General features: G+C 50.1%; 25 protein-coding genes, 1 tRNA gene and 1 pseudogene. 21 read left to right on the plus strand and 6 right to left on the minus strand.

The genetic code is table 11. The annotated features are described in order from the left end of the window. Nucleotides 1-284: 284 nt before the first annotated feature. The 4 genes and pseudogenes from gntK to gnd form a co-directional block, all read right to left on the minus strand. Nucleotides 285-1,832 carry a gluconokinase gene (gene gntK / locus BN3277_RS05075; protein WP_059041216.1) on the minus strand — a complete coding sequence of 516 codons (1,548 nt, stop codon included), beginning with the start codon at nucleotides 1,830-1,832 and terminating at the stop codon, nucleotides 285-287. Nucleotides 1,833-1,981: 149 nt separating this feature from the next. Beyond that, nucleotides 1,982-2,314: pseudogene (locus tag BN3277_RS05080) on the minus strand (GntT/GntP/DsdX family permease); the annotation flags it as partial. A gap of 186 nt (nucleotides 2,315-2,500) precedes the next feature. After that, entirely contained in the window at nucleotides 2,501-3,172 is a 672-nt protein-coding gene (locus BN3277_RS05085) for a GntR family transcriptional regulator (RefSeq protein WP_059041218.1), read from the minus strand. 129 nt (nucleotides 3,173-3,301) lie between these two features. Further along, the gene (gene gnd, locus BN3277_RS05090; protein ID WP_059041219.1) at nucleotides 3,302-4,201 is read right to left on the minus strand and encodes a phosphogluconate dehydrogenase (NAD(+)-dependent, decarboxylating); all 900 of its coding nucleotides are present in this window, start codon (nucleotides 4,199-4,201) and stop codon (nucleotides 3,302-3,304) included. A 374-nt stretch (nucleotides 4,202-4,575) separates the two neighbouring features. On the opposite strand from gnd, the gene rpmH reads away from it, so the two are divergent. The 12 genes from rpmH (at nucleotide 4,576) to BN3277_RS05155 (ending at nucleotide 16,562) form a co-directional block, all read left to right on the plus strand. Continuing rightward, nucleotides 4,576-4,710 (plus strand): 50S ribosomal protein L34, encoded by a 135-nt coding sequence (rpmH, locus tag BN3277_RS05095; RefSeq protein WP_009223341.1) that lies wholly within the window; start codon nucleotides 4,576-4,578, stop codon nucleotides 4,708-4,710. A gap of 116 nt (nucleotides 4,711-4,826) precedes the next feature. Next, nucleotides 4,827-5,177: a ribonuclease P protein component gene (gene rnpA, locus BN3277_RS05100; protein WP_059041220.1), complete on the plus strand. Its 351-nt coding sequence runs from the start codon at nucleotides 4,827-4,829 to the stop codon at nucleotides 5,175-5,177. A 75-nt stretch (nucleotides 5,178-5,252) separates the two neighbouring features. After that, nucleotides 5,253-6,152: a YidC/Oxa1 family membrane protein insertase gene (locus BN3277_RS05105; protein WP_059041221.1), complete on the plus strand. Its 900-nt coding sequence runs from the start codon at nucleotides 5,253-5,255 to the stop codon at nucleotides 6,150-6,152. Further along, nucleotides 6,149-6,883: an RNA-binding cell elongation regulator Jag/EloR gene (jag, locus tag BN3277_RS05110; RefSeq protein ID WP_059041222.1), complete on the plus strand. Its 735-nt coding sequence runs from the start codon at nucleotides 6,149-6,151 to the stop codon at nucleotides 6,881-6,883. The genes BN3277_RS05105 and jag overlap by 4 nt, the downstream gene beginning before the upstream one ends. 810 nt (nucleotides 6,884-7,693) lie before the next feature. Beyond that, nucleotides 7,694-9,073, plus strand: coding sequence for a tRNA uridine-5-carboxymethylaminomethyl(34) synthesis GTPase MnmE (gene mnmE, locus BN3277_RS05120; RefSeq protein ID WP_059041224.1), 1,380 nt, complete (start codon nucleotides 7,694-7,696; stop codon nucleotides 9,071-9,073). 87 nt (nucleotides 9,074-9,160) lie between these two features. After that, on the plus strand, nucleotides 9,161-11,047 hold the full coding sequence (gene mnmG / locus BN3277_RS05125; protein ID WP_059041225.1) for a tRNA uridine-5-carboxymethylaminomethyl(34) synthesis enzyme MnmG: 1,887 nt from the start codon (nucleotides 9,161-9,163) through the stop codon (nucleotides 11,045-11,047). Nucleotides 11,048-11,050: 3 nt separating this feature from the next. Beyond that, nucleotides 11,051-11,773 carry a 16S rRNA (guanine(527)-N(7))-methyltransferase RsmG gene (gene rsmG / locus BN3277_RS05130; RefSeq protein ID WP_059041226.1) on the plus strand — a complete coding sequence of 241 codons (723 nt, stop codon included), beginning with the start codon at nucleotides 11,051-11,053 and terminating at the stop codon, nucleotides 11,771-11,773. 311 nt (nucleotides 11,774-12,084) lie between these two features. Then, nucleotides 12,085-12,909, plus strand: coding sequence for a nucleoid occlusion protein (noc, locus tag BN3277_RS05135; RefSeq protein ID WP_059041227.1), 825 nt, complete (start codon nucleotides 12,085-12,087; stop codon nucleotides 12,907-12,909). Between the two features lie 241 nt (nucleotides 12,910-13,150). Then, nucleotides 13,151-13,912: a ParA family protein gene (locus BN3277_RS05140; RefSeq protein ID WP_059041228.1), complete on the plus strand. Its 762-nt coding sequence runs from the start codon at nucleotides 13,151-13,153 to the stop codon at nucleotides 13,910-13,912. Further along, the gene (locus BN3277_RS05145; protein ID WP_059041229.1) at nucleotides 13,905-14,744 is read left to right on the plus strand and encodes a ParB/RepB/Spo0J family partition protein; all 840 of its coding nucleotides are present in this window, start codon (nucleotides 13,905-13,907) and stop codon (nucleotides 14,742-14,744) included. The genes BN3277_RS05140 and BN3277_RS05145 overlap by 8 nt, the downstream gene beginning before the upstream one ends. 107 nt (nucleotides 14,745-14,851) lie before the next feature. After that, nucleotides 14,852-16,012: an aminotransferase class V-fold PLP-dependent enzyme gene (locus tag BN3277_RS05150; RefSeq protein WP_059041230.1), complete on the plus strand. Its 1,161-nt coding sequence runs from the start codon at nucleotides 14,852-14,854 to the stop codon at nucleotides 16,010-16,012. 28 nt (nucleotides 16,013-16,040) lie between these two features. Beyond that, on the plus strand, nucleotides 16,041-16,562 hold the full coding sequence (locus tag BN3277_RS05155; protein WP_059041231.1) for a DUF4446 family protein: 522 nt from the start codon (nucleotides 16,041-16,043) through the stop codon (nucleotides 16,560-16,562). On the opposite strand, the gene yyaC is transcribed toward BN3277_RS05155, so the two are convergent. Further along, nucleotides 16,513-17,121, minus strand: coding sequence for a spore protease YyaC (gene yyaC, locus BN3277_RS24950; RefSeq protein WP_082691330.1), 609 nt, complete (start codon nucleotides 17,119-17,121; stop codon nucleotides 16,513-16,515). The genes BN3277_RS05155 and yyaC overlap by 50 nt on opposite strands. Nucleotides 17,122-17,250: 129 nt before the next feature. On the opposite strand from yyaC, the gene BN3277_RS05165 reads away from it, so the two are divergent. The 4 genes from BN3277_RS05165 to BN3277_RS05180 all read left to right on the plus strand — a co-directional run bounded on the left by BN3277_RS05165 (nucleotide 17,251) and on the right by BN3277_RS05180 (nucleotide 18,869). Then, a complete protein-coding gene (locus BN3277_RS05165; RefSeq protein WP_392396619.1) occupies nucleotides 17,251-17,505 on the plus strand; it encodes a putative Se/S carrier protein in 255 nt (84 codons plus the stop codon). A 61-nt stretch (nucleotides 17,506-17,566) separates the two neighbouring features. Continuing rightward, nucleotides 17,567-18,430, plus strand: a complete 864-nt coding sequence (locus BN3277_RS05170; RefSeq protein ID WP_059041233.1) for a mechanosensitive ion channel family protein — start codon at nucleotides 17,567-17,569, stop codon at nucleotides 18,428-18,430. Between the two features lie 35 nt (nucleotides 18,431-18,465). Further along, nucleotides 18,466-18,708 carry a DUF951 domain-containing protein gene (locus BN3277_RS05175; RefSeq protein WP_059041234.1) on the plus strand — a complete coding sequence of 81 codons (243 nt, stop codon included), beginning with the start codon at nucleotides 18,466-18,468 and terminating at the stop codon, nucleotides 18,706-18,708. Nucleotides 18,709-18,778: 70 nt separating this feature from the next. Continuing rightward, nucleotides 18,779-18,869, plus strand: a tRNA-Ser gene (locus tag BN3277_RS05180). Nucleotides 18,870-19,233: 364 nt separating this feature from the next. On the opposite strand, the gene BN3277_RS05185 is transcribed toward BN3277_RS05180, so the two are convergent. Further along, nucleotides 19,234-19,431 (minus strand): YjzC family protein, encoded by a 198-nt coding sequence (locus BN3277_RS05185; RefSeq protein ID WP_059041235.1) that lies wholly within the window; start codon nucleotides 19,429-19,431, stop codon nucleotides 19,234-19,236. A gap of 249 nt (nucleotides 19,432-19,680) precedes the next feature. Here BN3277_RS05185 and rpsF point away from each other — a divergent pair, with 249 nt between their 5' ends. From rpsF to BN3277_RS05210, 5 genes are all read left to right on the plus strand, one after another. Further along, the gene (rpsF, locus tag BN3277_RS05190; protein ID WP_059041236.1) at nucleotides 19,681-19,965 is read left to right on the plus strand and encodes a 30S ribosomal protein S6; all 285 of its coding nucleotides are present in this window, start codon (nucleotides 19,681-19,683) and stop codon (nucleotides 19,963-19,965) included. Nucleotides 19,966-20,005: 40 nt separating this feature from the next. Continuing rightward, entirely contained in the window at nucleotides 20,006-20,494 is a 489-nt protein-coding gene (gene ssb, locus BN3277_RS05195; protein WP_059041237.1) for a single-stranded DNA-binding protein, read from the plus strand. A 21-nt stretch (nucleotides 20,495-20,515) separates the two neighbouring features. Next, on the plus strand, nucleotides 20,516-20,785 hold the full coding sequence (rpsR, locus tag BN3277_RS05200) for a 30S ribosomal protein S18 (protein WP_009223360.1): 270 nt from the start codon (nucleotides 20,516-20,518) through the stop codon (nucleotides 20,783-20,785). A 456-nt stretch (nucleotides 20,786-21,241) separates the two neighbouring features. Further along, on the plus strand, nucleotides 21,242-22,660 hold the full coding sequence (ltrA, locus tag BN3277_RS05205) for a group II intron reverse transcriptase/maturase (protein WP_059041238.1): 1,419 nt from the start codon (nucleotides 21,242-21,244) through the stop codon (nucleotides 22,658-22,660). A gap of 662 nt (nucleotides 22,661-23,322) precedes the next feature. Further along, nucleotides 23,323-25,059 (plus strand): ABC transporter substrate-binding protein, encoded by a 1,737-nt coding sequence (locus BN3277_RS05210; RefSeq protein ID WP_059041239.1) that lies wholly within the window; start codon nucleotides 23,323-23,325, stop codon nucleotides 25,057-25,059. Nucleotides 25,060-25,127 lie beyond the last annotated feature (68 nt).

The following is a 25,127-nucleotide window of genomic DNA, read 5'->3' on the forward strand; positions in this document are numbered from 1 at the left end:
TGTTTTTCAATGAGCTCTCTGCTTTTATCCACAAATTCAATAACTTGTGCATAATTATCATGCACACCACTACATATTGTTTATAATTTGTTTAAAATTCGACAGGGAGCTCCACAATCCCAAAAAAATTATTCACAACTTACTTACAAGAAAACCTAAACTTCGAAATTTGGTGTGCATAATTCAACCCGCCGAAATAGAGAGTTAGTTTCGTTTCCTTCACAGCAAAATAAAAACCGACCGTCCTTTATGGACGGTCGGTTTCGTTTATTAGGAAGGAGTATTTACTGCTCCGCCTGTTGCTGCTGGAACTTGGCAATCGCCTCGTAATCTTCCTCCAGCTTGCGTGAGATGCGGATGTAAATGGGCAGCAGCTGCTTATAAATCGCCGCATGCTCCGGGATCGGCGTATGTTCATGGGTACCGCCGACCATGTCTTTTACGATATCAAAGGAATCGATTTCGCCCAAAGCATATAAACCAAGGACTACCGCGCCAAGGCAGGAGCTCTCAAAGCTCTCTGGAATCACGACCTGCTGGTCGAAGATATCGGCCATCATTTGCCGCCATAGCGGAGAGCGGGCAAAGCCTCCGGTTGCCTGAATTTTCTTCGGACGGCCAATTTGTTCCTCCATCGCCAGAAGCACCGTGTACAGGTTGTAGATTACGCCCTCCAGTACAGCTCGGATCATATGCTCCTTCTGATGGTGCAGCGTGAGCCCAAAGAAGGAGCCGCGCGCATAGGGATTCCACAGGGGCGCTCGTTCGCCGGCCAAGTAGGGGTGGAAGAGCAGCCCGTCCGCGCCGGGACGGACGCGCGCGCCGATCTTGGTCAGCACGTCGTACGGGCTGATCCCCAGTCGTTTCGCCGTCTCGACCTCGGAAGCGGCGAATTCGTCCCGCACCCAGCGGAAGATCACGCCGCCGTTGTTGACCGGGCCCCCGATCACCCAGTGCTTATCCGTCAGCGCGTAGCAGAAGATGCGGCCCTTGGGATCGGTTCTCGGTCGGTCGACGACGGTGCGGATGGCACCGCTGGTGCCGATCGTGACGGCGACGACGCCGGGGTCGATCGCATCGACCCCGAGGTTGGACAGGACGCCGTCGCTGGCACCGATGACGAAGCGAGTGGAGGGAGCAAGTCCCATAGCGCTGGCGTAACTTGGCGCCAGCCCTTGCATCACGTGCGTCGTTGGCACGAGCCTCGACAACTGCTCCGGCGTGATACCGGCCACTTGTAACGCTTCTTCGTCCCAATTGAGGCGCTCCAGATTCATGAGGCCGGTGGCCGACGCGATCGAATGGTCCACGACGTATTCGCCAAACAGTTTCAGGAAGATATATTCCTTAATCGAGACAAACTTGCGGGCTTGCGCGAAAGTTTCCGGCCGCTCATGGCGCAGCCACAGCAGCTTGGTCAGCGGGGACATGGGGTGGATCGGCGTGCCGGTCCGCAGGTAAATCTCATGGCCGCCCAACTCGTTCTTCAACTTCTCCGACCAATCCGCACTGCGATTGTCCGCCCAGGTGAGACAGCGCATTAGCGGTTGGCCTTCGCCGTCCAGCGGAATGACGCTGTGCATCGCCGAGCTGAACGAGACGAAGCCAATTTGCTCGGGAGCAATCCCGCTGGCTTTCATCACTTGACCCACCACCGCAATCACCGCGGCAAAAATCTCCTCGGGATCCTGCTCCGCGACGGAAGCGGAGGGAGTATACAGCGGATACTCTTCATTAGCCGTGGCGATCACCTGGCCGTTGCGTTCGTACAACACGGCTTTCGTGCTGGTCGTCCCGATATCCAGGCCGATCATATGCGTTACGGTACCCATATCATACCTTCTCTCTATGTCAATTTTCGTATTTCCATTGTAATGAGTTTTACCTTAGAAAATAAAGCTCAGCCCGAGGATCAGCACCAGTCCAACGACGGACAGAAGCGTCTCCATGACGGTCCACGACTTCAGGGTTTGGGGCTCGTGGCCCAGTGGACTCTTTTTTCGCCAAACCGATCCACCAGTGTAGTTGCAATACGTTCTGCACCGCCGGATTCGGCCATCATTTTGCCTAGCATGGTGCCTAGACCGATAACGATCGCAATCGTGCCCAGCGTTCCCCCGAGACCTCCGGTGATGGAGCTGACGACGTCCAGCGGTTTCATGCCAGCCAGAAGACCCAACAGCAGCGCAGAAATGAGCAGTGTTACAAAAGGATTCCATTTATATTTGGAAATCAGGACGACCAGGAAGACGATGGTGAGCAGTGTCCAGAACAGCAGGGTAGGGTTATGACTCATGCCAAACAGAGTATCCAAAGCGATTCCTTCTCATAGTTCGTTTAACCGGATGCTATTGCGCGAGAGTGCAGCGCTTTCATTTTCAAATGAGATGGGAATGGACCTTGTTATTATGATCCAAACCCTTAAGAATTTGATTATTGTATACTTGTCGACAACAAAATCGGCCAAAAGGGCCCGGAATCCCGTCCGTCCCTTATCTGATTATTGGGGGATACTCGTATGAAGGGTGCGGTGCGAATCCGCGAAGTATTCCTCCACGTTTTGCCCGATAACTCCAGCGTCTCGCGATTTCAATCCCTGCAGCAGCTTGCGGTGCTTACCGATCACATAATCGATCTTGTCCTCGTCCTGCGACAACACCTCACGCGTCGTAATCAGCATCACCGTCATCACGATTTGACGGATGCTGGTCCATAGATGCAGGATGCGCGTATGCTTGGCTCCGGCGATAATCGTCTCGTGAAAACAGAGATCCTGATAAGCGAATTCCACGATGTCCCGGTGTTTGCCGGCCAGCTCCATTTTGTCGATGATTTGCGCAAGCGGGGCGATCAACGCTTCGGGATCTTCCGCGACCCGCTGTGAGGCAAAGCTTTCGATTAGATAACGAACATCGTACAATTCGTCGACGTCCTGCAGGCTAAGGCCGTTCACGACCGCGCCCATGCGCTGGAGGCTGATCAGGCCTTCGCCAGACAGCGTTTTCAGCGCTTCGCGAACCGGGGAACGGCTCGTACCGAAATCCGCGGCGATGCGGTTCTCCGACAGGACTTCGCCGGGCTTAATGGTGCCGGCGATAATTTGCAGCCGCAGCTCTGCGGCGATCGATTCGCCGAGCGAGCTACCTTTTAACCAGGAAGAAGGGTATTGCATGCGATAGTTCTCCTATTCCAAGGGATGTCATCCCGCTTGATGATCGATGAAACCTAAATACTTCGATCATAGCATGAATTTCGCCGAATGGGGAAACTCGCTGAAGGTATGTCGACTTTTATTGCTAAATTATTTGGACGTTTCTACCGCGTGTCCGCCAAATTCGTTGCGCAGCGCTGCGACCACTTTGCCGTGGAACGTGTCCTCCTGGAGTGAACGGTATCGCATGAACAGCGACATGGCGATCACCGGCGCATTCGCTTGGAGATCCAGCGCGGTTTCCACTGTCCATTTACCCTCGCCGGAGGAGTGCATGACCCCGCGAATGCCTTCCAGCTTCGGATCCTTGGCAAAAGCGTTTTGCGTCAGCTCCATCAGCCAGCTGCGGATGACCGAACCGTTTGACCATACCCGGGCAACCTGCTCAAAATCGTAGTCGTACGGGCTTTTGTCCAGCAGTTCAAACCCTTCGGCGATCGCTTGCATCATGCCGTATTCGATCCCGTTATGGACCATTTTAAGAAAATGGCCGCTGCCGGACGGACCGGCATACAGATAACCGCCGGATACCGCGATATCTCGGAAGATTGGCTCCATCAGCCGGAAAGCTTCTTCCTCGCCGCCGATCATAAAGCAGCCGCCTTGTTCCGCGCCTTCTACGCCACCGGAGGTGCCGACATCGAGGAAGCGGATCCCCTGAGCTGCTAGTTGCTCCGACAACTCCAGCGAATGCTTGTAATGCGAATTTCCGCCGTCAATGACGATATCCCCTGGGGCCAGCAGAGGAGATAACGTCTCAACTACGGATCGCAGCGGGCCGCCGGCCGGTACCATGACCCAAATCAGCCTTGGTGTTTCCAAAGACGTGACAAGCTCCTCCAGATTGGCGGCGGGAACCGCGCCTTTCTCGGCCGCGCCCGCCACGGACTGCGGATTCATGTCGTAAGCGACCACGTCATGTCCGTGCTCCAGCAGATTCAGAACGAGATGGAAACCCATTTTCCCAAGTCCAACCATGCCCAATTTCATCGAAAGAAGCACCTCTTTTCACTTTTGTATACTTGTATACAACTTATGATTTGAATATACTCCGATTCCAATTAACTGTAAACCTTTTTCGTGAAAGCGCTTCTTAATCGGTCTCAGCAGTTAAAAATACTTTTCCACATGTGCATAACTTCTATGCGAAGAGTTTCTCGGGGAGGCTGTGGAAAACCGGTTCGTCCATTTATATTAAAATGGAATCTGTGGATTGTGTATAAGGGGCGGCGAGAACCGAAGAAGGGGAAGGGAGTTCGGTTGACTTTTCCTAGGCGGTGTGGTTAAATGTATAAAGGCATTTTCTGTGGATATGAAAATGGTAAACATACAGATAATGATAATCCTGTAAGGGGGTGCGATAGATGAAACCAACTTTCAAACCGAATGTGAGCAAACGTAAAAAGGTTCACGGTTTCCGCAAAAGAATGAGCACGAAAAACGGCCGCAAGGTTCTTGCTGCTCGTCGTCTCAAAGGCAGAAAAGTACTGAGTGCGTAAAGCGTGCGTAAAGACCACCGCGGTGGTCTTTTTTTTATACTCGATCCTGCCTGCGCGAGAGTAACGGCGATGTTTGGTCTATACTAAATTAGAAGTACGAATCAAGGAGATAGCTCGTGCATAAACAACTTCGTTTGAGAAACCGCGCCGATTTCAATCGGATCTACCGGTTTGGCAAGTCCTTTGCGAATCGCCAGCTGGTGGTGTACTGGTCCAATAAACCGGATATCGAACGCTTTCGGCTGGGGGTTTCGGCCAGTAAAAAAATCGGAAACGCCGTCGTTCGCAATCGGATGCGGCGGATGTTAAAAGAGATTGTCCGGCTGCATGAGGCGGAGATTCGCGACCATGTCGACCTGATCTTAATCGTGCGGAATGGGGCCGTCGGAATGGAATATAAGGACCTCGAAAAAAGCGTGCTCCACGTGCTTCGGAAAGCCCAGTTACTGCGGCCTTCCGGGCGATAGGCAGGCTTGTTTCTTTGTCCCTTCAAATATGTTATGATTTACGTTGAATGGATAGGTTAAGAGAGGGGTTTTAGAGTGTCGCGATTGATGACTAACCGAAGAAGATGGCTTCTTCTCCTTCTGGCGGTCGTGATGGTTGCAGTTCTCGCAGGCTGTGCGCCTTCGAATGCACATCAGGCAACGACGACGGCAGATATGAAGACAAACGGATCTTGGTGGACCTCCAATGTGGTTTACTATTTCTCGCTTGTACTGGATACGTTTGCAGAATGGTTTAACGGGGCTTATGGCGTAGCGATTTTGATGATGGTGCTGATCGTGCGGACGTTGATCCTGCCATTAACCCTGAAGCAGGTGAAGAGCTCCAAGGCGATGCAGGCCATTCAGCCGCAACTCCAGAAAATTCGTGAACAATTTAAGGATAATCCGGAGAAGCAACAGCAGGAAACGATGAAGCTATTCCAGGAACACAAGGTCAATCCGATGGCGGGTTGCTTCCCGTTGATCATTCAGATGCCGGTGTTCATTGCGTTGTATAACTCGATTTATTACAACTCGGCGATCCGGGAGCATTCCTTCTTGTGGCTGCAGCTCGGGGAACCTGATAAATTGTTCATTCTGCCGGCGGTCGCTGCGTTGACGACGTTTATCCAAACGAAGATGATGTCGAACGTGAATCCGCAAGGCATGCAAGGCCCAATGGCGTTTATGATGTGGGTCTATCCGATTTTGATTTTTGTCATGGCATACAATTTTGCCGCTGCGTTGCCGTTGTACTGGATTTTCAGTAACCTGTACACGATCGCGCAAAACTTCTTTATCTACCGCAAGAAAGATCCAGCTCTGGCTACGGCTGCCGCTACGGCAGTTGGGGGCGACGGTTCTACTTCCGGTTCCGGGAAGAAGCGGGGCGGCTCCAATCTCAAAGCCGGTCATCCCGGTAAAGGTGCCAAGGAGGCCAAAAAATCGAAATGAATAAAATTGTGACGTCGGGAAAAACCATTGAAGATGCTGTTAGACAAGGATTGGCCAAGCTCGGCACCACCGAGGATAAAGTCGCCGTGAATGTGTTAGAGCAGCCGTCAAAAGGATTCCTGGGACTGATTGGGGTGAAGGAAGCGAAGGTTGAACTTACTTTGCTTGAACCTCCTGGCCCTGCTTCAGTACCTTCCCCGAATAGGACTGCTTCGGCGCCTCGTTCGTCTTCTTCCTCTGCTTCCGCGATGGAAGAGAAGACCGCGGCTGGCGAGAAGGATCCCTATGCAGAGGCGGCGTCATTCATTCGGGAGGTTGGCGAGAACATGGGCTTGGACGTTAAAGTCGACATCGCCCATGGCAAAGACCATACCGTACTTAACATTTCGGGACATGATTTGGGCTTAATGATCGGGCGGAGAGGGCAAACCCTCGACGCATTGCAATATTTGGCGAATATTATCGCTAACCGTTATTCCGACAGCTTCATCCGCATCGTGCTGGATGCTGAAAATTTCCGGGAACGCCGGAAGAAAACGCTGGAGGAGCTTGCCATGAGATTGGCCGGACGGGTCGTTCGAACGCGTAAAGAGGTTACGCTCGAGCCGATGTCGCCGCAGGAGCGCAAAGTGATTCATTCCAAACTTCAGGATCACCCGGAGGTCAAAACATACAGTAAAGGCGAAGAGCCCAACCGGCGGGTCGTTATTACTCTGAAGCACAGTAAATGAATGAGACGCAATGACGTTTGCTCGGCGTAAGCTGGGGGACGTTGTTGCGTTTTTTAATGGGCTCAACCCTCCCCATCCCTCCCTTACCGTAAGGGAGGGTGTCCGAGGGCCTGCTGCCCTCTGGGCTCCCGCAAATAGGAGGAACGTGGGAGGGAGAGAGGCGCTCCTGCTCGCTGTCCCCTTCGGGGATGCGCTGGATAGTTGGTGCGTGGAGCGCTTTTCCCCCCTTCGGGGTACGTCTTACTTGGGGAGCACCCGGGATACCTGGTAAACCGTGCTGCTCATGACTTCTGCTGTTGGCGCACCCGAGGGACGTTGAGGTGGAGGTCGCTTTTCGCCCCTTCGGGGCCCGCCTCTACGTTAGAGCTCCTGCTGGTTGTGAGGGCGAATGCTTCGAAGCTGGGATCATGGAGTGGCAGCGGCGCATGGGGGAGACTACGTGCAAAGAGGCGCTGTCTCCTGCGGAGATGCGCTTACTGTGGAGCAAAGCCAAGGCGTGAGGGCGAATGCTTCGTAGGCGCGTGGAGAGTCTGCGTGCGGTTGAGGAGTGGCAACGTGCAAAGAGGCGCTGTCTCCTGCGGAGATGCGCTTACTGTGGAGCATGGCGAGTGAAGGTAAGTGAATTGGGGGCGGAGAGGGGCGTATGAATCCGAAGAAACGGAGTGGTCGCCTTTGTGAGCGGATTTCTACAACTTTTGAATTTAGTCTAATCCAAGAAATCCGCGAACAACAGCGATCGTAGGATCATACGACCAGCGGAGCTATGAAAATCACGAATGGTTTTGACATTAAACATGCGAGGTGAAGCAAATGCTTAGCGATACAATTGCAGCAATATCGACGGCGGTGGGTGAAAGCGGCATCGCCGTGATCCGCGTCAGCGGGCCGGAGGCTATCGCCGAAGTGGGGCGGCTGTTCCGCGCCAAGACGGCGCTGCCGGAGGCGGAAAGCCATACGGTACACTATGGCTTTATCGTGGACCCGACGACGGGCGACAAGCTCGAAGAGGTGCTCGTCAGCGTCTTTCGCGCGCCGCGCTCCTTCACCACGGAAGACGTGGTGGAGATTAGCACGCACGGCGGGATCATCTCCGTCAAACGCGTGATGGACCTGCTGCTCCAGCAGCGCGGCATTCGCCTCGCCGAGCCGGGCGAGTTCACGAAACGCGCGTTCCTAAACGGGCGGATCGACCTGTCGCAGGCGGAGGCGGTCATCGACCTGATCCGCTCCAAGTCGGATCGGGCGTTCTCCGTGGCGCTGAAGCAGGTCGAAGGCCAGCTGTCGCGCCAAATTGGCAAGCTGCGTCATACGCTGATCGAGACGCTGGCGCACATCGAGGTGAACATCGATTATCCGGAGCATGATGTGGAATCGATGACGATGACGTTTATCAAGGAGAAGTGTGCGGAGGTGTCGGAAGGCATCGACGTGCTGCTGAAGACGGCGGAGCAGGGCAAGATTTTGCGCGAGGGGATTACGACGGCGATCGTGGGTCGCCCGAATGTTGGCAAATCCTCGCTGATGAACGCCCTGGCCCGCGAAAATAAAGCGATCGTCACCGACATCCCGGGCACCACCCGGGACGTGATTGAGGAATATGTGACGATCAATAACATTCCGCTGAAGCTGCTCGACACGGCAGGGATCCGCGAGACGATGGACGTCGTTGAGCAGATCGGCGTGGAGCGCTCCAAAGCGGCGGTGAGCGAAGCGGACCTGATTCTGCTCGTGCTCAACAGCGCCAAGGCGCTGCATGAGGACGAAATCGCGTTGATGGAGCAACTGAAAGGGCGGTCCACGATCGTTCTGCTAAATAAGATTGATTTACCGCAGCAGTTGGATCGAGAGGTGGTCCGGCGTTATTTTTCCGAGGAAGCGATCGTCGAATTGTCGGTCAAAACGGAGGAAGGGCTGGATCATCTGGAGGAGGCGATCGCCAATCTATTCTTTGGCGGGAAGCTGGAGTCGAATGACCTGACGTATGTCAGCAACGTCCGGCATATCGCTTTGCTGAAGAAGGCCAAGCAGTCGCTGGCAGATGCTTATGAAGCGGCGGATAGCGGCATTCCGATCGATATTTTGCAGATTGACGTGCGGTACGCATGGGAGCACCTGGGCGAGGTGATTGGGGATTCGGCACCGGATGCGTTGATCGATCAGATTTTCTCGCAATTTTGTTTGGGGAAATAAGCGGCCTCTGGTATCAGGGGCGCTTGTTCATGGTATGATGTTACGGATAGAGTTTGAAGGGTACAGGGTAAAGGAGGTTGGAGATAGATGAGCTACGTTGCCGGAAACTATGAGGTGATCGTGGTTGGCGCAGGGCACGCAGGCTGCGAGGCGGCATTAGCTGCAGCGCGGATGGGATGCCGGACGCTGATGGTCACGATTAATTTGGATATGGTTGCTTTTATGCCGTGTAATCCTTCGATTGGGGGTCCGGCCAAAGGCCACGTCGTACGCGAGGTGGATGCCTTGGGCGGCGAAATGGGCCGCAATATCGACAAAACGTTCATCCAAATGCGGATGTTAAATACCGGGAAAGGCCCGGCCGTACATGCGCTGCGCGCGCAGGCGGATAAGTTCTTGTATCAACATGCCATGAAGGAAACGATGGAGAAGGAGCCGAACCTGACGATGCTTCAGGGGATGGTTGAGGAGCTCATCGTGGAAGACGGGCAGTGCGTTGGTGTCATTACGAAGACCGGTGCGGAGTATCGCGCGAAAGCGGTGGTACTGACCACGGGAACGTATCTGCGTGGCAAAATCATTATGGGCGAGCTGATGTACGAGAGTGGTCCCAATAACCAACAGCCGTCGGTGCGCCTCTCGCAAAACTTGAAGGAGCTGGGCTTTGAGCTCGTTCGCTTCAAGACGGGAACGCCGCCGCGGGTGCATAAGGACTCGATCGACTTCTCGCAAACGGAAATTCAACCGGGGGATGAGAAGCCGAAGTTTTTTTCGTATGAAACCAAAGAATCGGACAATGAGCAGCTGCCTTGCTGGTTGACATATACCTCTGAGGAAACGCACAAGATTATTACGGACAACCTGGATCGGGCTCCGATGTTTTCCGGCGTGATTGAAGGCACCGGTCCCCGGTACTGTCCGTCCATCGAGGACAAAATCGTACGGTTTAGCGATAAACCAAAGCATCAAATCTTCCTGGAGCCGGAAGGCAAAAATACGTCGGAGTATTATGTGCAGGGCTTCTCCACCAGCATGCCGGAAGAGGTTCAGTTAAAAATGCTGCGCTCCGTTCCGGGACTGCAAAATGTCCAAATGATGCGGACCGGCTATGCGATCGAATATGATGCGGTTGTGCCAACCCAGCTATGGCCTTCGCTGGAGACGAAACGATTACCTGGCCTGTTTACGGCGGGGCAAATCAACGGAACCTCCGGTTACGAGGAAGCGGCGGGACAAGGCATTATGGCCGGGATCAACGCCGCTCGTAAGGTCCAAGGTAAAGAGCCGGTTGTACTAGATCGCTCCCAAGGCTACATTGGCGTTCTAATCGACGATTTGGTGACGAAGGGAACCAATGAGCCTTATCGCTTGCTGACATCACGCGCCGAATATCGGTTGCTGCTCCGCCATGACAACGCGGATTTGCGTCTGACGCCGCTGGGTCATGAAATCGGGTTGATCTCGGAAGAGCGGTATGCGCGGTTTTTGGATAAGAAGCAGAAGGTGGAGCAGGAGATTGAACGATTGAAGGCTACAAAAATTCGACCTGTTGAAATTAACCCGCTGCTTGAATCGATTGGCTCCGCGCCCATTCAGGATGGAAGCAATCTGCTTACGATTTTGCGGCGTCCGGAAGTGACGTATGCGCATATCGCTTCAATTTCTCCGTCCGAGTTGGAACTCGATGAAGAGATGCAGGAGCAAGTGGAGATCCAGATCAAGTATGCCGGTTATATTGAGAAGCAATTGATCCATGTTGAAAGATTACAAAAAATGGAAAAGAAAAAGATTCCGGAAACGATCAACTATGATGATATTCAAGGTCTGGCCATCGAAGCGCGGCAAAAGCTGTCCAAGATTCGCCCGATCTCGATTGGGCAAGCCTCCCGGATTTCGGGGGTTACGCCGGCGGACATCTCCATTTTGCTGGTGTATCTAGAGCATTATAACCGGGTCACGGCTGCAGGAGGGTAACCATTGGATTCAATACAAGCCCAGTTTTGCACGTTGCTTCAGGCTCATGGCATTCAGGTATCGGAGGAGCAGTTGAAGCAATTCGAACGTTATTATGAAATATTGGTTGAATGGAATGAAAAGATGAACCTCACCGGGATTACTGAACGGGAGCAGGTTTATATTAAACATTTCTACGACTCAATCAGCTTGGCTTTTCATGTCCCGATGGGGGAGATGGGATCCATGGCGGATATCGGCTCTGGAGCGGGATTTCCCGGCATTCCCTTAAAAATTTGTTTCCCGCATTTGCAGCTCACGATCGTGGATTCATTGAACAAACGGATCCAGTTTTTGCAGCATGTGGTCAATGAATTGGGATTATCACAGGTCCGTTTGCTGCATGGACGTGCGGAGGATTTAGCGCGACAGGAAGAACTTCGGGACGGCTTTGATCTGGTTACCGCTCGAGCTGTTGCCCGTATGGCGGTACTTAACGAGTTTTGTCTGCCGTTTGCGAAACCCGGCGGATTATTTGTAGCCATGAAGGGCAGTAATCCGGCGGATGAAATTAAGGAAGCGGCCCGCAGCTTATCCGAGTTGAAGGGAAAGTGGGTCCGCACGCCAAAGTTCCAACTTCCACTGGATCAATCGGAACGTCATTTGGTGATTATCCAAAAGACAGCACCTACGCCTAAAAAGTACCCTAGAAAAGCGGGAACACCGGCCAAAACGCCGTTGGTATAAGGGTTAACCTATATCTCCTTAGCAAAATGTTCCACGTGAAACATAGCTAAGGAGATTTTTTTGTCTTTTGAACGGTAAATCTATCTTCTTTTCTATAACTTCTCTAAATTAGAGAATAGGATTATAGAGGAAAAAGTGGTAGAATAGATATATCGGGTTTGTTAAGGGTTTAGATACTAAAAACCAAGCAGATTTGGTGGGTATGTAACGCTTAATGAACAATGCATTTCGTTTAGCGCAATGTCATCCCGCGGGGATGATCCGTAAGGCTTGGCCTTATGTCACTATGAAACTAGGTGGTAATTGACGGAATGAAAGAACAATTTTCTAAATTGTTTGGGTTAACCGAACGAAGCAGCGGAGATGAAGTTAGACAAATTCCGGTGGAGGAAATTGTCGGCAGTCCTTATCAGCCGCGAACGATCTTTGACGACGAGAAAATCGATGAGCTATGCCAGACGATTCGTACGCATGGTGTGATTCAACCGATTGTCGTTCGTTACCGGAATGAGAAGTATGAAATTATTGCCGGAGAGCGTCGCTGGCGAGCCGTCAAAAAGCTAGGTCTGGAATCTATTCCTGCGATCTTACGCGACTTCAACGATTCGCAAGCGGCATCGATCGCTTTGATCGAAAATCTTCAAAGAGAAGGGTTGACCTCGATTGAAGAGGCGATGGCTTACCAAAACCTGATTGATTTACATCAGCTGACCCAAGAGAGCTTGGCTCAACGACTTGGAAAGAATCAATCGACGATCGCCAACAAAATCAGACTTTTGCAGCTTCCTGAGGAAGTGAAAACAGCGCTGATGGAACGGAAAATTACAGAACGTCATGCGCGTGCTTTGCTTTCTTTAGATTCGGTAGAACTGCAGTTAAAGGTTTTGGGCGAAATTATCAGTAAAGAGCTGAATGTGAAACAAACAGAAGCACGTATCGCCTTCTACAAGGAAGTCGCTAAAAACAAGAAGTCCCCATCGAAACGGATCTCCTTTACAAAGGATGTTCGACTTGCCTTAAATACGATTCGCCAGTCGATCGATATGGTTACAGGGTCGGGCTTGCAGATCAAAACGGAAGAGAAGGATCATGAAGATCATTATGAAATTGTGATTCAAATTCCGAAACGTTCATAAATTCACTCGCTGACCCTAACCGCGAGGTTGCAGGTCAGCTTCTTTTTCGGCTTAGGACGGAGTTGTCGAACGCGGTATCGTTTAATTATCCACATGTGGATAATCCATGACATGTATTGAATTGAGATCGACCGGCAGGTGTATTCACCACGCATTGCTTTAGGTCTTTTTGTAGAGGCAGCCTAGAATGCGTTCATGAGTACTACAAAGAGATTCTTCTATTATATTGAGGTGAACTGGATTGTCTAAAATCATAGCCATAGCGAACCAAAAGGGGGGCGTCGGCAAAACGACGACTTCCGTCAATTTGGGAGCAGGACTCGCGGCCATTGGGAAAAAGGTACTGCTGATCGATATTGACCCCCAGGGGAATACGACAAGTGGTGTTGGCATTAATAAAGCGGATGTGGCGAATTGCATCTACGATGTATTGATTAATGAGGTACATCCAAAGGAAGCAATCGCACATACGGAAATCGAAAATTTGCATATCATTCCGGCTACGATCCAATTGGCCGGTGCTGAAATTGAGTTGGTTCCAACGATTTCTCGTGAAGTGAGGCTAAAGAAATCGTTACAACCGATTCGTCATTTATACGATTATATCTTGATTGATTGCCCGCCATCACTTGGCATTTTGACGATCAATTCCTTGACCGCCGCAGATTCCGTACTTATTCCTATTCAGTGCGAATATTACGCTTTGGAAGGACTGAGCCAACTGCTTAACACAGTACGCTTGGTTCAAAAGCATTTGAACACATCCCTGCAAATCGAAGGGGTGCTGTTAACGATGTTTGATGCTAGAACGAACCTGGGGATTCAGGTCATTGAAGAGGTTAAAAAATATTTTCAACAGAAGGTGTACAAGACGGTTATTCCGCGTAATGTGCGGTTAAGCGAAGCGCCGTCCCATGGGCAATCCATAATTACGTATGACCCTCGTTCGAAGGGCGCGGAAGTTTATCTTGAGTTGGCAAAGGAAGTGGTATCTTATGAATAAACGTCTGGGCAAGGGATTAGATGCCCTGATCCCCGCGCTTTCCATCCAGGATGATGATAAGGTAATTGAAATCCCGCTTAATCAGCTTCGCGCCAACCCTTACCAACCACGGAAAACCTTTGATGAAGAGGCTATACGGGAATTGGCCGAATCGATTCGGCAGCACGGGGTTATTCAACCGATTATTGTACGCAGCGTACTCAAAGGGTATGAAATCATCGCTGGGGAACGGCGGTTCCGTGCTTCACAATTCTGTGGTAATGCGACGATCCCGGCGGTTGTGCGGAGCTTCTCGGACCAGCAGGTCATGGAAATTGCGCTCATTGAAAACCTGCAACGTGAGAATTTAAATGCTATGGAAGTGGCTGTAGCTTATCAAGGGTTAATGGATCAATTCCAGTTAACGCAAGAAGAGCTTTCGATGAAGGTAGGAAAGTCCCGTTCTCATATTGCTAACTTTTTACGATTGTTGTCCTTACCGGAGGAAGTAAAAGACTATGTTTCACGTGGAACATTATCTATGGGACATGCTCGGGCATTGGTTGGACTCAAGGATCCGGCAACGATTAAACAGTTGGCAAAACAGTGTATCGACCATGAGTGGAGCGTTCGCGATTTGGAGGATGCGGTTCAACAACTGGATCGCAAGAAGCAAGAGAAAACCAAAGCTGCGGGCAAGAAACGGGATCCTTATATTGAGGAAGTCGAAGAGAGCTTGCGTGAACGATATAAGACAACGGTCAAAATTAAGGCAAACAAAGATAAGGGTAAAATTGAAATCAACTATTATAGCCAGCAGGATTTGCAACGATTGCTTGATATGCTGAACTAATGATAAATGAAATGACATATCCACCTTTTGCTAGCCTACAGGAAAGGGCTTAAGAAAGAAGGGTATGTCATTTCTTGGTTGTCATCTGATACCCAAGGAGGGAATCGTTGTTGCGCGAAACGAAATCGGTCATCTACCTGGATCATGCAGCTACATCTTGGCCAAAACCTCCTAGGGTAGGAGAAGTTATGTTGGAAATACTAAACGGACCAGCCGCCAATGCCGGACGTGGAAATCATGGGATGGCGCTGCAAGCGGGAAGGGTACTGTACGACACCCGGGTTAAGCTTGCAAGATTGTTTGGAGTTTCCAATCCAAATGATATTGTGTTCACATCAAACGCAACCTCGGCCTTAAATTTAGCAATTAAGGGTTGGTTAAAGCCGGGGGATCATGTTGTGGCTACAACCGTCGAACATAATTCGGTTAGACGTCCATTAGAGTTTTTAAAGCGAACGATAGGGATCCAAGTGGATTATGCTGAGGTGGACCGCCAGGGTCAATTAGATTTACGGCAGGTGGAGAAACTTTTTAACCCCCGTACACGTTTACTAGTATGCTCCCATAGTTCAAATTTGCTCGGATGTATTTTGCCAGTTCAAGAGTTAAGCCGGATGGCTCATGCGAATGGAGCTGTAATTTTGGTGGATGCTGCACAGACGGCCGGGTGTTATCCGGTGAACGTGCAGGATCTGGGGATTGATTTGCTTGCTTTTCCAGGGCATAAAAGCTTGCTGGGTCCGCAAGGAACAGGGGGGCTTTATATTCATCCGGACATTGACCTAGAGCCGCTTCTACATGGAGGGACTGGCAGTCAATCGGAGGAAAGCGAACAACCCTCCGTACGACCTGATCGTTACGAGGCTGGGACAGCAAATACACCGGGGATCGCCGGATTAGGCGCCGGCGTAGAGACAGTACTGGAACGCGGCGTGGAGCAAATCCATCGCCGGGAATGGGAACTCACGCAATATTTAATGAAGGAACTACAGGGAATCCCTGGGGTTCATTTGATCGGTCCTGAACTGGGACAGCCCCGGACAGGTATCGTATCGTTTACGATTGAGGGGCGTGATGCCTCTGAAATTGCATTTAAGCTGGACAGGGAATATGGGATCGCTGTTCGTGCCGGGTATCATTGTACACCGTTGGGCCACCAAACCGCTGGAACTTTACAAGGCGGAGCCGTCCGAGCCAGCGTGGGGGATATGACGACAGAGGCAGAGCTTCAAGTTTTGATCCAGGCAATCTTAAACCTAATCAATTGATTTCAAGCACAGAGGAGTAGACAGTCGCATGCGGGAATGGAATGATCTCATCTTTGAGCAATTAAGCTGGATCGTTGGAGGTTTAATTCTCCTGATCCTATGGCTGTTGATTTGGAATTTGATCCAAGGAAGCAAGTTGCGCAAGATGAAGAAAAGATACGAACTGATGATGAAGGGTGCCGGCGTAGAAGATCTGGAAAGCCTGTTGATCGATTTAAAAATGCAGCAGGGCAAAATCGAAGACCTCCAGGAACAGCAAGGACAGCAGTTGGCTGAAATTCGAAAATGGTTGCCTTTACAAAAATCGAAAATCGCCATCAAACGTTATAATGCATTCGGCGAAAAGGGGAACGATTTAAGTTTCTCGATCGCGTTTGTGAATGATCAGCAGGATGGCGTGGTTCTCACGGGTCTTTATAATCGCGATGGTTCTTTTGTGTACGCCAAGGGATTAGAGAAAGGGGAGTCGTCGCATGCGCTCTCTCCGGAAGAACGCGAAGCTATAGCTCTCGCCGGGCAAGGGAAAACGACCCCCGGGTCCACTCCTTAATTGCGGTATACAGGCAATTCGAGATAATCTCTGAAAGCCGCATGACCAGACTTAGACGTGTATTTTGCAATACGAAGTATTCCATGAAGCCGCCGACATTGACGATGCCAGTAAGATGGATATCGCCGACCGGCGGCAATTCTTTATTTACACCTGCGCCGGGACGGAGGGGGCCTTGAACGACTTGAATGGAACCCACGCTGGACGTTTGACCGAGGCAGGCATCAATGCTGATAATGTACGGATCTACAAATCGGGAGTGGATCTCCTCTAAGGTCTCTTTTAAATTCATCGCGTGTACCGGCTCTTCTAAAGTGCCGTAAAGATAAAAGTGCGAGCTGCGATATTTGGCCAACGCGCTGCCAACCAGGGGACCTAAGCAATCGCCGGTGGAACGGTCCGTGCCAATGCAGACAATAACGATGTCTTGCCCTGGGGTAACCTGTCCAAAATGCAGAAGCAACCGGTGGATGATCGCCGAATGAATGCCGGGTTCAGTATGAGGGATTTTTAAATAAGGAATTTCTTGCCCTGGAACGGTCGGTTGAATCTGTGACATGGAATCTTCCTTTCCGAAGAGGATCAAGTGCGTTGATTCGCACTTCAAAGATTTAGTAGATAGTATATGGAAGAAACGCTTATTATATACTCGTACCAAAGTCTCATTAAGGAAAAGAGGGGAAGCGAAGTGGAAGAGGAATGGTTGGTGATGGCTTTTGATTCAACTCAGCAGGCACTGCGGGCCGAAATGCTGTTGGAGTACGCAGAAGTAGAGATTGACTTATGTCCCACCCCAAAAGAAATCACCGCCGGGTGCGCATTATCGATTCGCTTTCCGGAACCCTCGTTAGATACGGTGAAAGGGATTATCACTTCAGAATCGGTAGAGATTCGGGGGATTTACTCCCGACAGGGGATGGGCTATGATAGCATCAAGCTATAAACCCTGAGAGGGATCGATTGTTTATGTGATGAAATCTGAATCTGAAAAAGGATTGATAGATATGCGGCTGGCAGAAGAACCGGCGGTCTTTCAGGAGGCAGCCGATACGGTGACAACTTGGAAAGATAAAATATGGAATTGGTTTACAGATATGGATATGTGGACGAATATTCTCTATGCTGGAATTAGGATCATCTTTATTTTTGCCTTAACCCGGCTGTTCGTCCGTATCGTGTTTCGCTTGATCGATCGATCTTTGCAGAAACGAGAAAAAAGCCGGCTTCAGATGAATCCGAGGCGATTAGTTACGGTCGGCGAGCTGCTTAAAAATGTAACCTCCATCACCAGCAACTTTATTATGGTCATGCTGGTATTGGGTGAGTTGGGTTTCAAATTGGCACCTTTGCTGGCTGGAGCCGGAGTTCTTGGCTTAGCCATCGGTTTTGGGGCCCAGAGTTTGGTGAAGGATGTCATTACCGGTTTTTTTATTATCCTGGAGGATCAATTTGCGGTTGGTGACGTCATTCAAACGGGGAATCTCAAAGGGACTGTGGAAATTATCGGATTGCGCTCTACACGGCTGGTGAGTTGGACGGGGGAAGTTCACATCATTCCTAACGGAATGATCACCAACGTGACAAACTTCTCTGTCGGGACCGCATTAGCGGTGGTTGATCTGCCGTTCAGCAACACGAAGAAGCTGGAGGAGTGCGTAGAGCTGCTCCAAGGGGCCATGTTGCGCTTGAAGGAGGAGCAGGGGCAGATTCCCCAGGTTCCCAACGTCCTGGGCATACAGTCGCTAACAGCAAGCGAATACGTCATTCGGATTGCGGTTGAGTGTCCCCCGGCCATCCGGGCGGAGGTCGAGCGGCAAATCCAGACGTATGCCAAAGAAGCGTTGGAGCAGGCCGCGATGTATGCTTAGTAATTAAGAAGAGGATAGGATTGGGGGAATGAGCTATGGAGCGGAAAGCTTTTCAGTTGGGCGATATCGTACAAATGAAAAAAAACCACCCTTGCGGCAGCAATGAGATGGAAATCATCCGAATGGGCATGGACATCCGCATCAAATGCGTCGGCTGCAAGCATAGCGTGTTAGTGCCGCGGGCCAAGTTCGAGAAAAACCTGCGTAAAGTGCTTCGTTCGGCGGCTCCCGCGCAGGAGGGGTCCGATTCAAATGGGCCAGTCACGCCCAGTGAATAAGTAATTTATGGGATGAAGGATGCCCTCTATTGCATTCGGAATGAATTCATGATACAATCATTCTTGCTGTGGAGAGGTACCCAAGAGGCCCAAGGGGGTTGACTCGAAATCAACTAGGCGTCGCAAGGCGTGCGTGGGTTCGAATCCCACCCTCTCCGCCATTTATTTATAATAAGATGAACTCTTACGCGTAGCGTAGGAGTTTTTTTGATTTGATCCCAAAGGAAAGAAGGACCCTCACGGGTCCTTCCACTGGTTGACGGCGAACTGATTTTGGATTTCTTTTCTCAGCGACAAACAGAAACACTTCGATGTTTGCCTTAGCAAGCACGAATCAGGGAAGAGGGGTCTTCACTAATTCATGATCTGACGCTTCTACAAGTCGTGAACAAGATCTCCTTGCGGTTTGTTTCCTGCGGAACCCTTTAAACGGACCAACGGAACCACACCTCTCTTGTCGCCGTCGATTGTATTATGTGCAGGTATCGTTTTTTTATACACCTCTGTTTTTGAGGAAAAAGTTGGTTAATGCACCCGAGCTTTTTCTTCCTTTTTCCACTTGCGGTCCTTGTTAGACGTCTCGGGGAATTTCTCGCCCTTCTCTAACGTGATCCGCTTTGGATTTTGAATTTGCGTATGAAAGCTTCGTGCCTCCCCAACTTCAACATATACCCCCGGGTTTGGAGCGCGCATGCCTTCTTCAAATTCCGTTTGTTCACCCATACGTCGTTCCTCCTTTCAGCCTCACATTGGAATCCACGCTTAGTGTTTGTCAGAGGGGCTTATTCATGTACCTTGCGCCACCGATAATTATTGACAAGCATAAAAGCGAAGGGAGCAGGACTGAAAAGAATTGGCTTCTTGCACAGCCGCCTCCGATTTGATATACTACTATGGTGCGAGTTTACGCTCGCTCCTTGCTCCCAAACGGAATACGTATTGGGGGCCATAGTCCAAGAGGAGGTGAATCAGATGCGCAAATACGAAGTGATGTACATTATTCGTCCTGACGTTGAACAAGAAGCTGTTCAAGCTACAGTCGAAAAATTCCAAGGCATCATCCAAAACGGCGGTGAAATTACCAAACACGACGTGTTGGGCAAACGCCGGCTTGCGTATGAGATTAACAAGGTTCGTGATGGAGTTTACGTTCTCGTGAATTTCACAGCTACTCCAGAAGTAGTTGCCGAGTTGGAACGGATCTTGAAGATTTCCGACGAGGTTATCCGTTATCTCATTACAAAAGACGTAGCCTAATTCAAGTTTGAGTAACCATTGCCCGAAGGAGGGGATTTGATTGTTGAACCGTGTCATTCTCATCGGACGTCTTACCCGGGATCCAGAACTGCGATATACACCTGCTGGTGTAGCGGTAACTCAGTTTACGCTTGCAGTGGACAGACCGTTTACCTCGCAAGGGGGCGAACGTGAAGCGGATTTTATCCCGGTCGTAACCTGGAGACAGCTTGCCGAGACTTGTGCGAACTACTTGCGTAAAGGTCGGTTAACTGCCGTGGAAGGACGTATTCAAGTACGGAACTACGAGAATAACGAAGGCAAACGCGTATACGTAACCGAAGTTATTGCCGATAATGTCCGTTTCTTGGAATCGAACCGCGAGGGCGGTGCAGGTGGTGGCGGCGGTACGCGGGAAGAGTCTCCGTTTGGAGGCGGTAGCAGCGGCGGCAACAGCCGTGGCGGCGGATTCACGCGCAGCAATCAGGATGATCCTTTCTCCGACGACGGGAAACCGATCGATATTTCGGATGACGATTTGCCATTTTAACAACGGAAAGGACTGAAAAGCATGAGCTTCAAACAAAGAGAAGGCGGAGACGACAAAAGACCGGCACGCCGTGGCGGCCGCAACAAACGTCGTAAAGTGTGCTACTTCACTGTGAATAAAATTACTCACATTGACTATAAAGATACGGAACTGTTGAAGAAATTCATCAGCGAACGCGGCAAAATTTTGCCTCGTCGTGTTACCGGCACTAGCGCGAAATACCAACGCCTTTTGACGATTGCCATTAAACGCTCCCGTCAAATCGCATTGCTTCCTTACACAACGGAATAAGCGTGACCTGCTATAGCGACAACCGAACCCTTAGGGTTCGGTTGTTTTTTTAGTGCGCCACGCATGGCGCGTAGCTAGGCGGTGAAAGTCCGCTATGGGGGCTGGCAGTTGCCAACCATTAGCCAAGAGCAAGGGTGTCCATCGTGAGGTGGAATCTGAAGGAAGCTGGAGGCAAAGTCCCGGCCTGAGGAACACGAATCGCATCAGGCATCCAAAGTGGGATGAGTCTGCTAAACAAGACGAAATCCAATAAACTGCACGGACACGCGGATGTAAATGCGGCGGGTATACGGGATGAAAGTTACGCGTCTTACCGTGGGAGGTCTCATGGACGTGAGGAGATGAATTTCAAATCATGGTTGAAACAAGATTTATCATGAGAAGTCAGCAGACGCCATAGTACCTCGGTTAGTCGACAACTTGAGGGAAGGGCTGAACCTAAGGAGGTGTGGGTTAATGAATGGTACCGAAACAGGAGTCAAGTGCAGCCAACTTCGAAGAGAAGGCTCGACGCAAAACGTACATGCGGAACATGGAGAATATGCGGGAGCGCACAGTCCTGAGCGGATACCTGAAACCGACAGCACCGACGCAACCGAGTCGAAGGACGAGTTGCTTGAGAAAATCGTTAGCAGAGACAACATGAACGAAGCGTTCAAGCGGGTCAAAACTAACAAAGGATCTCACGGAATCGACGGGATGGGAGTAGATGAACTTCTACAATATCTCCGAGAGAACGGAGAAACCATCAAGGAATCCATTCTGGACGGAACCTACCGTCCGAATCCTGTTCGAAGGGTAGAAATCCCGAAAGAGAACGGAAAGAAGAGAAACCTGGGAATTCCTACGGTTGTTGACCGAGTTATCCAACAGGCGATCGCTCAAGTGCTTACCCCGATCTACGAAAAACAGTTTTCGGAGAACAGTTTCGGATTCCGACCCAAGAGAAGCGCACATAACGCTATTCAGAGAAGCCAATCAAACATCGAAGAAGGGTACAAATACGTGGTCGATATGGACTTGGAGAAATTCTTTGACACCGTTAACCAAAGCAAATTGGTGGAAGTCTTATCCCGAACCATTAAAGACGGGCGGGTCATCTCGCTCATCCACAAGTACCTGAAAGCCGGCGTTGTCGTGAAGCACCGCTTCGAGGATACGGAAATCGGCGTACCGCAAGGGGGCAATCTGAGTCCAATTCTCAGCAACATTATGCTGAACGAACTGGACAAGGAACTGGAAAGCCGCGGGCACCGCTTCGTGCGCTATGCGGACGATCTCCTGATCTTCAGCAAAAGCAAAAGGAGCGCGGAACGGACACTGGAGAACATTCTTCCCTTCATTGAAAAGAAGTTGTTTCTCAAAGTGAACCGGGAAAAGACAGTGGTGGACGAGGCGTGGAAGGTTAAATTTCTTGGGTTCTCCTTCTACAAAAGGAAAGGAGAGACACGAGTCCGCATTCATCCGAAATCCGCTGCCAAGATGAAAGCCAAAGTAAAGGAGCTCACGTCCAGAAGCAACGGGATGGGAAATGAAGAACGAGCCGAAAAGCTTAGACGCTACATCATGGGGTGGATCAACTACTACAAAATAGCGGATATGAAAAGTATGCTCCAATCCACGGATGAATGGATGAGAAGGCGGATTCGCATGATCTTCTGGAAGCAGTGGAAACGAGTGAGGACGAAATTCGAGAAACTGCAATCGCTCGGAATCCAAGGACAAAAAGCATGGGAATACGCAAACACGAGAAAGGGCTACTGGAGAATCTCCAATAGCTCCGTCCTCTCGAAGTCCCTCGGAAATAACACCCTCAAGGGCTTAGGATTTCTCTTCTTCTCGGATTATTATCGACAAGTAACTGCGAAAACTTAGGAACCGCCGTATACCGAACGGTACGTACGGTGGTGTGGGAGGTCGGCTACTCAATTAATGGGTAGCCTCCTACCCGATTCTCCAAATACAGAGGACTAAAGTCAGGGTGATTCGTAAGCTTACGACAAATTCCCACTAAATCGATAGAAGATTACGTCGATAAATGACGAAATCAATAAAATTAAATCGAAAATTGTTGACACTAGTGGTGAAGTACGAGTAAGAAAAATTAACGTTCAACTTTTTGTAAACGCTTCATATTCATAAATTCTATAAAATACTAGTAATTAAGGGGTTAAAAGGGTCCAACAATCGATTAAAAAAGATATTGACGTGAGATATTTTCACATGTATTATGAACAATAATTCAACTGGTGTTTATCCCTTGCTTGGGACCGGCTTAAGACCCTTATTAACCGATGGTTTATATCGAACCCATGTCACTCTTTTTCACAAGCGTTGACGCAAGTCGCTGATTCTGAGGGATGGTTTCAGGGCGAGTAGGGCTAAAGGTGAGTAAGTAAGTTGTTTATCCAGGCTTAAGCACTGTTAGAAGCAACAAGAGAACTAAAAAGGGGGAGATTGGAAGGTATATCCAAGCAAGATCAAGCTAGGCGAACATGCTCGTTCTCAACTTAATTAACAAGGAGGAGTCAACTCACATGGTGGCAAAGAAGAGAAGTTTATGGTCCATCTTACTTATTTTATCCCTCGTAGGTATTTTGTTTACGGGTTGCAGTACCAATAACACAGCTTCCAATACGCCGACTCCTACAGAGAACACAACTCCAGAGAATACAACGGAACCGGAAACAGAACCAGCGGCAAATGAGCCGGTGGATGGAGGTACAATTACGTTAAGTACTTTCTCTGATATCGTCAGCCTTAATCCTATTTTCATTAATGATACGTCTTCCGGCGATGTGGCTCAATTCCTATTCGCCAAGCTGTATGACTTGGATCGGGAAGGGAATGTGGTAGCAGAACCATGGTCTCTGGCCTCCGAGCTGCCCCAAATTTCAGAAGATGGTTTGACATATACCGTGAAGCTGAAAGATACCGCTAAATGGAGCGACGGACAGCCGGTAACGGTAGACGACCTTATCTTTACCTTCGATACGGTACGAAATCCAGAAGCAGGTGCTCCGGGTATCAGCTTATTTGATAAGGTAGATAAAGTTGAAAAAGTGGATGATCATACCGCGAATATTAAATTGAAACAGGTTTATGCTCCGTTCCAATACACGCTGGTCACTGAATTGGTTCCAGCGCATGTCCTGAAGGATGTCCCGGTGAAGGAACTCCAAGCTAACGCCTATGGTACTGATCCAGCTAAAACGGTCACCAATGGTCCTTGGAAATGGACTTCATGGAAGCAAGGCGAAAGCCATACGTTAGATGTGGATCCGAACTACTGGGGCGCAACCAAGCCTCATATCGCTCAAGTGATCTATAAAATTTACGCCGACCAAAATACCGAGGTTCAGGCGATCTTGAAAGGTGACACGGACCATATTAGTGCCATTCCGGTCACACAAGTCGAAGCTGTAAAAGGCAATAAGGATGTCGCGATTATCCAGAAGCCGGGACCAACTTATGAATACGTCAGCTTCAACTTTGATTCGAAGAACTTCCCGGACAATTACGGGTTGTTTGCAGGGCAAAAGACAAGACAGGCGATCGCTTATGCCTTGAATCGACAAGGGATGGTTGACAACGTACTTAAAGGGGTTGGGGCTCTGATCAACGCTCCGTTCCTGCCGGATACGTGGGCTGACCCGAAAGATGCAGCTGTCAATTATGCTTATGATTCGGAGAAGGCGAAGCAGCTGCTTGCGGAAGACGGATGGGTTGCGGGTAAGGATGGAATTCTGGAGAAAGATGGACATCGCTTCTCCTTTGAATTGCAATACAATGCGGGGAACAGCCGTCGTGAGCAAGTCTCGGCGATCATTCAACAAAATCTCGCTGATGTTGGCATTGAGGTCAAACCTAAAGGCATTGACTTTGCGGCTTGGATCGATCAAAACGTGACGCCTGGTAAATATCAAGCGATTCTGTTGGGTTGGTCTTTGAACACGCCGGATCCGGATTCGGAGAGCATTTACTCTTCCAAGTACTTCCCGCCGGCAGGACAAAACAGCGGCTGGTACAAAAATGAGAAGCTTGATCAGCTGTGGGTGGATGGCTACTCTACGGTAGACCAAGCGGAACGTCAAGCGATTTATAAGGAAGTTGCCAAGGAAATCTCGACCGACTTGCCGTACGTCTTCCTATATCAATACGGAAGTGCGATCGGAACAGGACCAAGAGTTCACTGGGCAGAGGAGGACCGGCCTGAACCGTCGTTGGGCTATGGCCAATACTTCCACCTCATTAAATGGTGGGTAACCGATTAAGGAGAAGAGCGGATACAGGAAATAGAACCGCGGGAGGGGAAAGAGAGCATTCTCTTTCTCCTTCTCCC

Origin of the sequence: Paenibacillus rubinfantis (genome assembly GCF_001486505.1) — a bacterium.
Classification (GTDB): Bacteria; Bacillota; Bacilli; order Paenibacillales; family Paenibacillaceae; genus Fontibacillus; species Fontibacillus rubinfantis.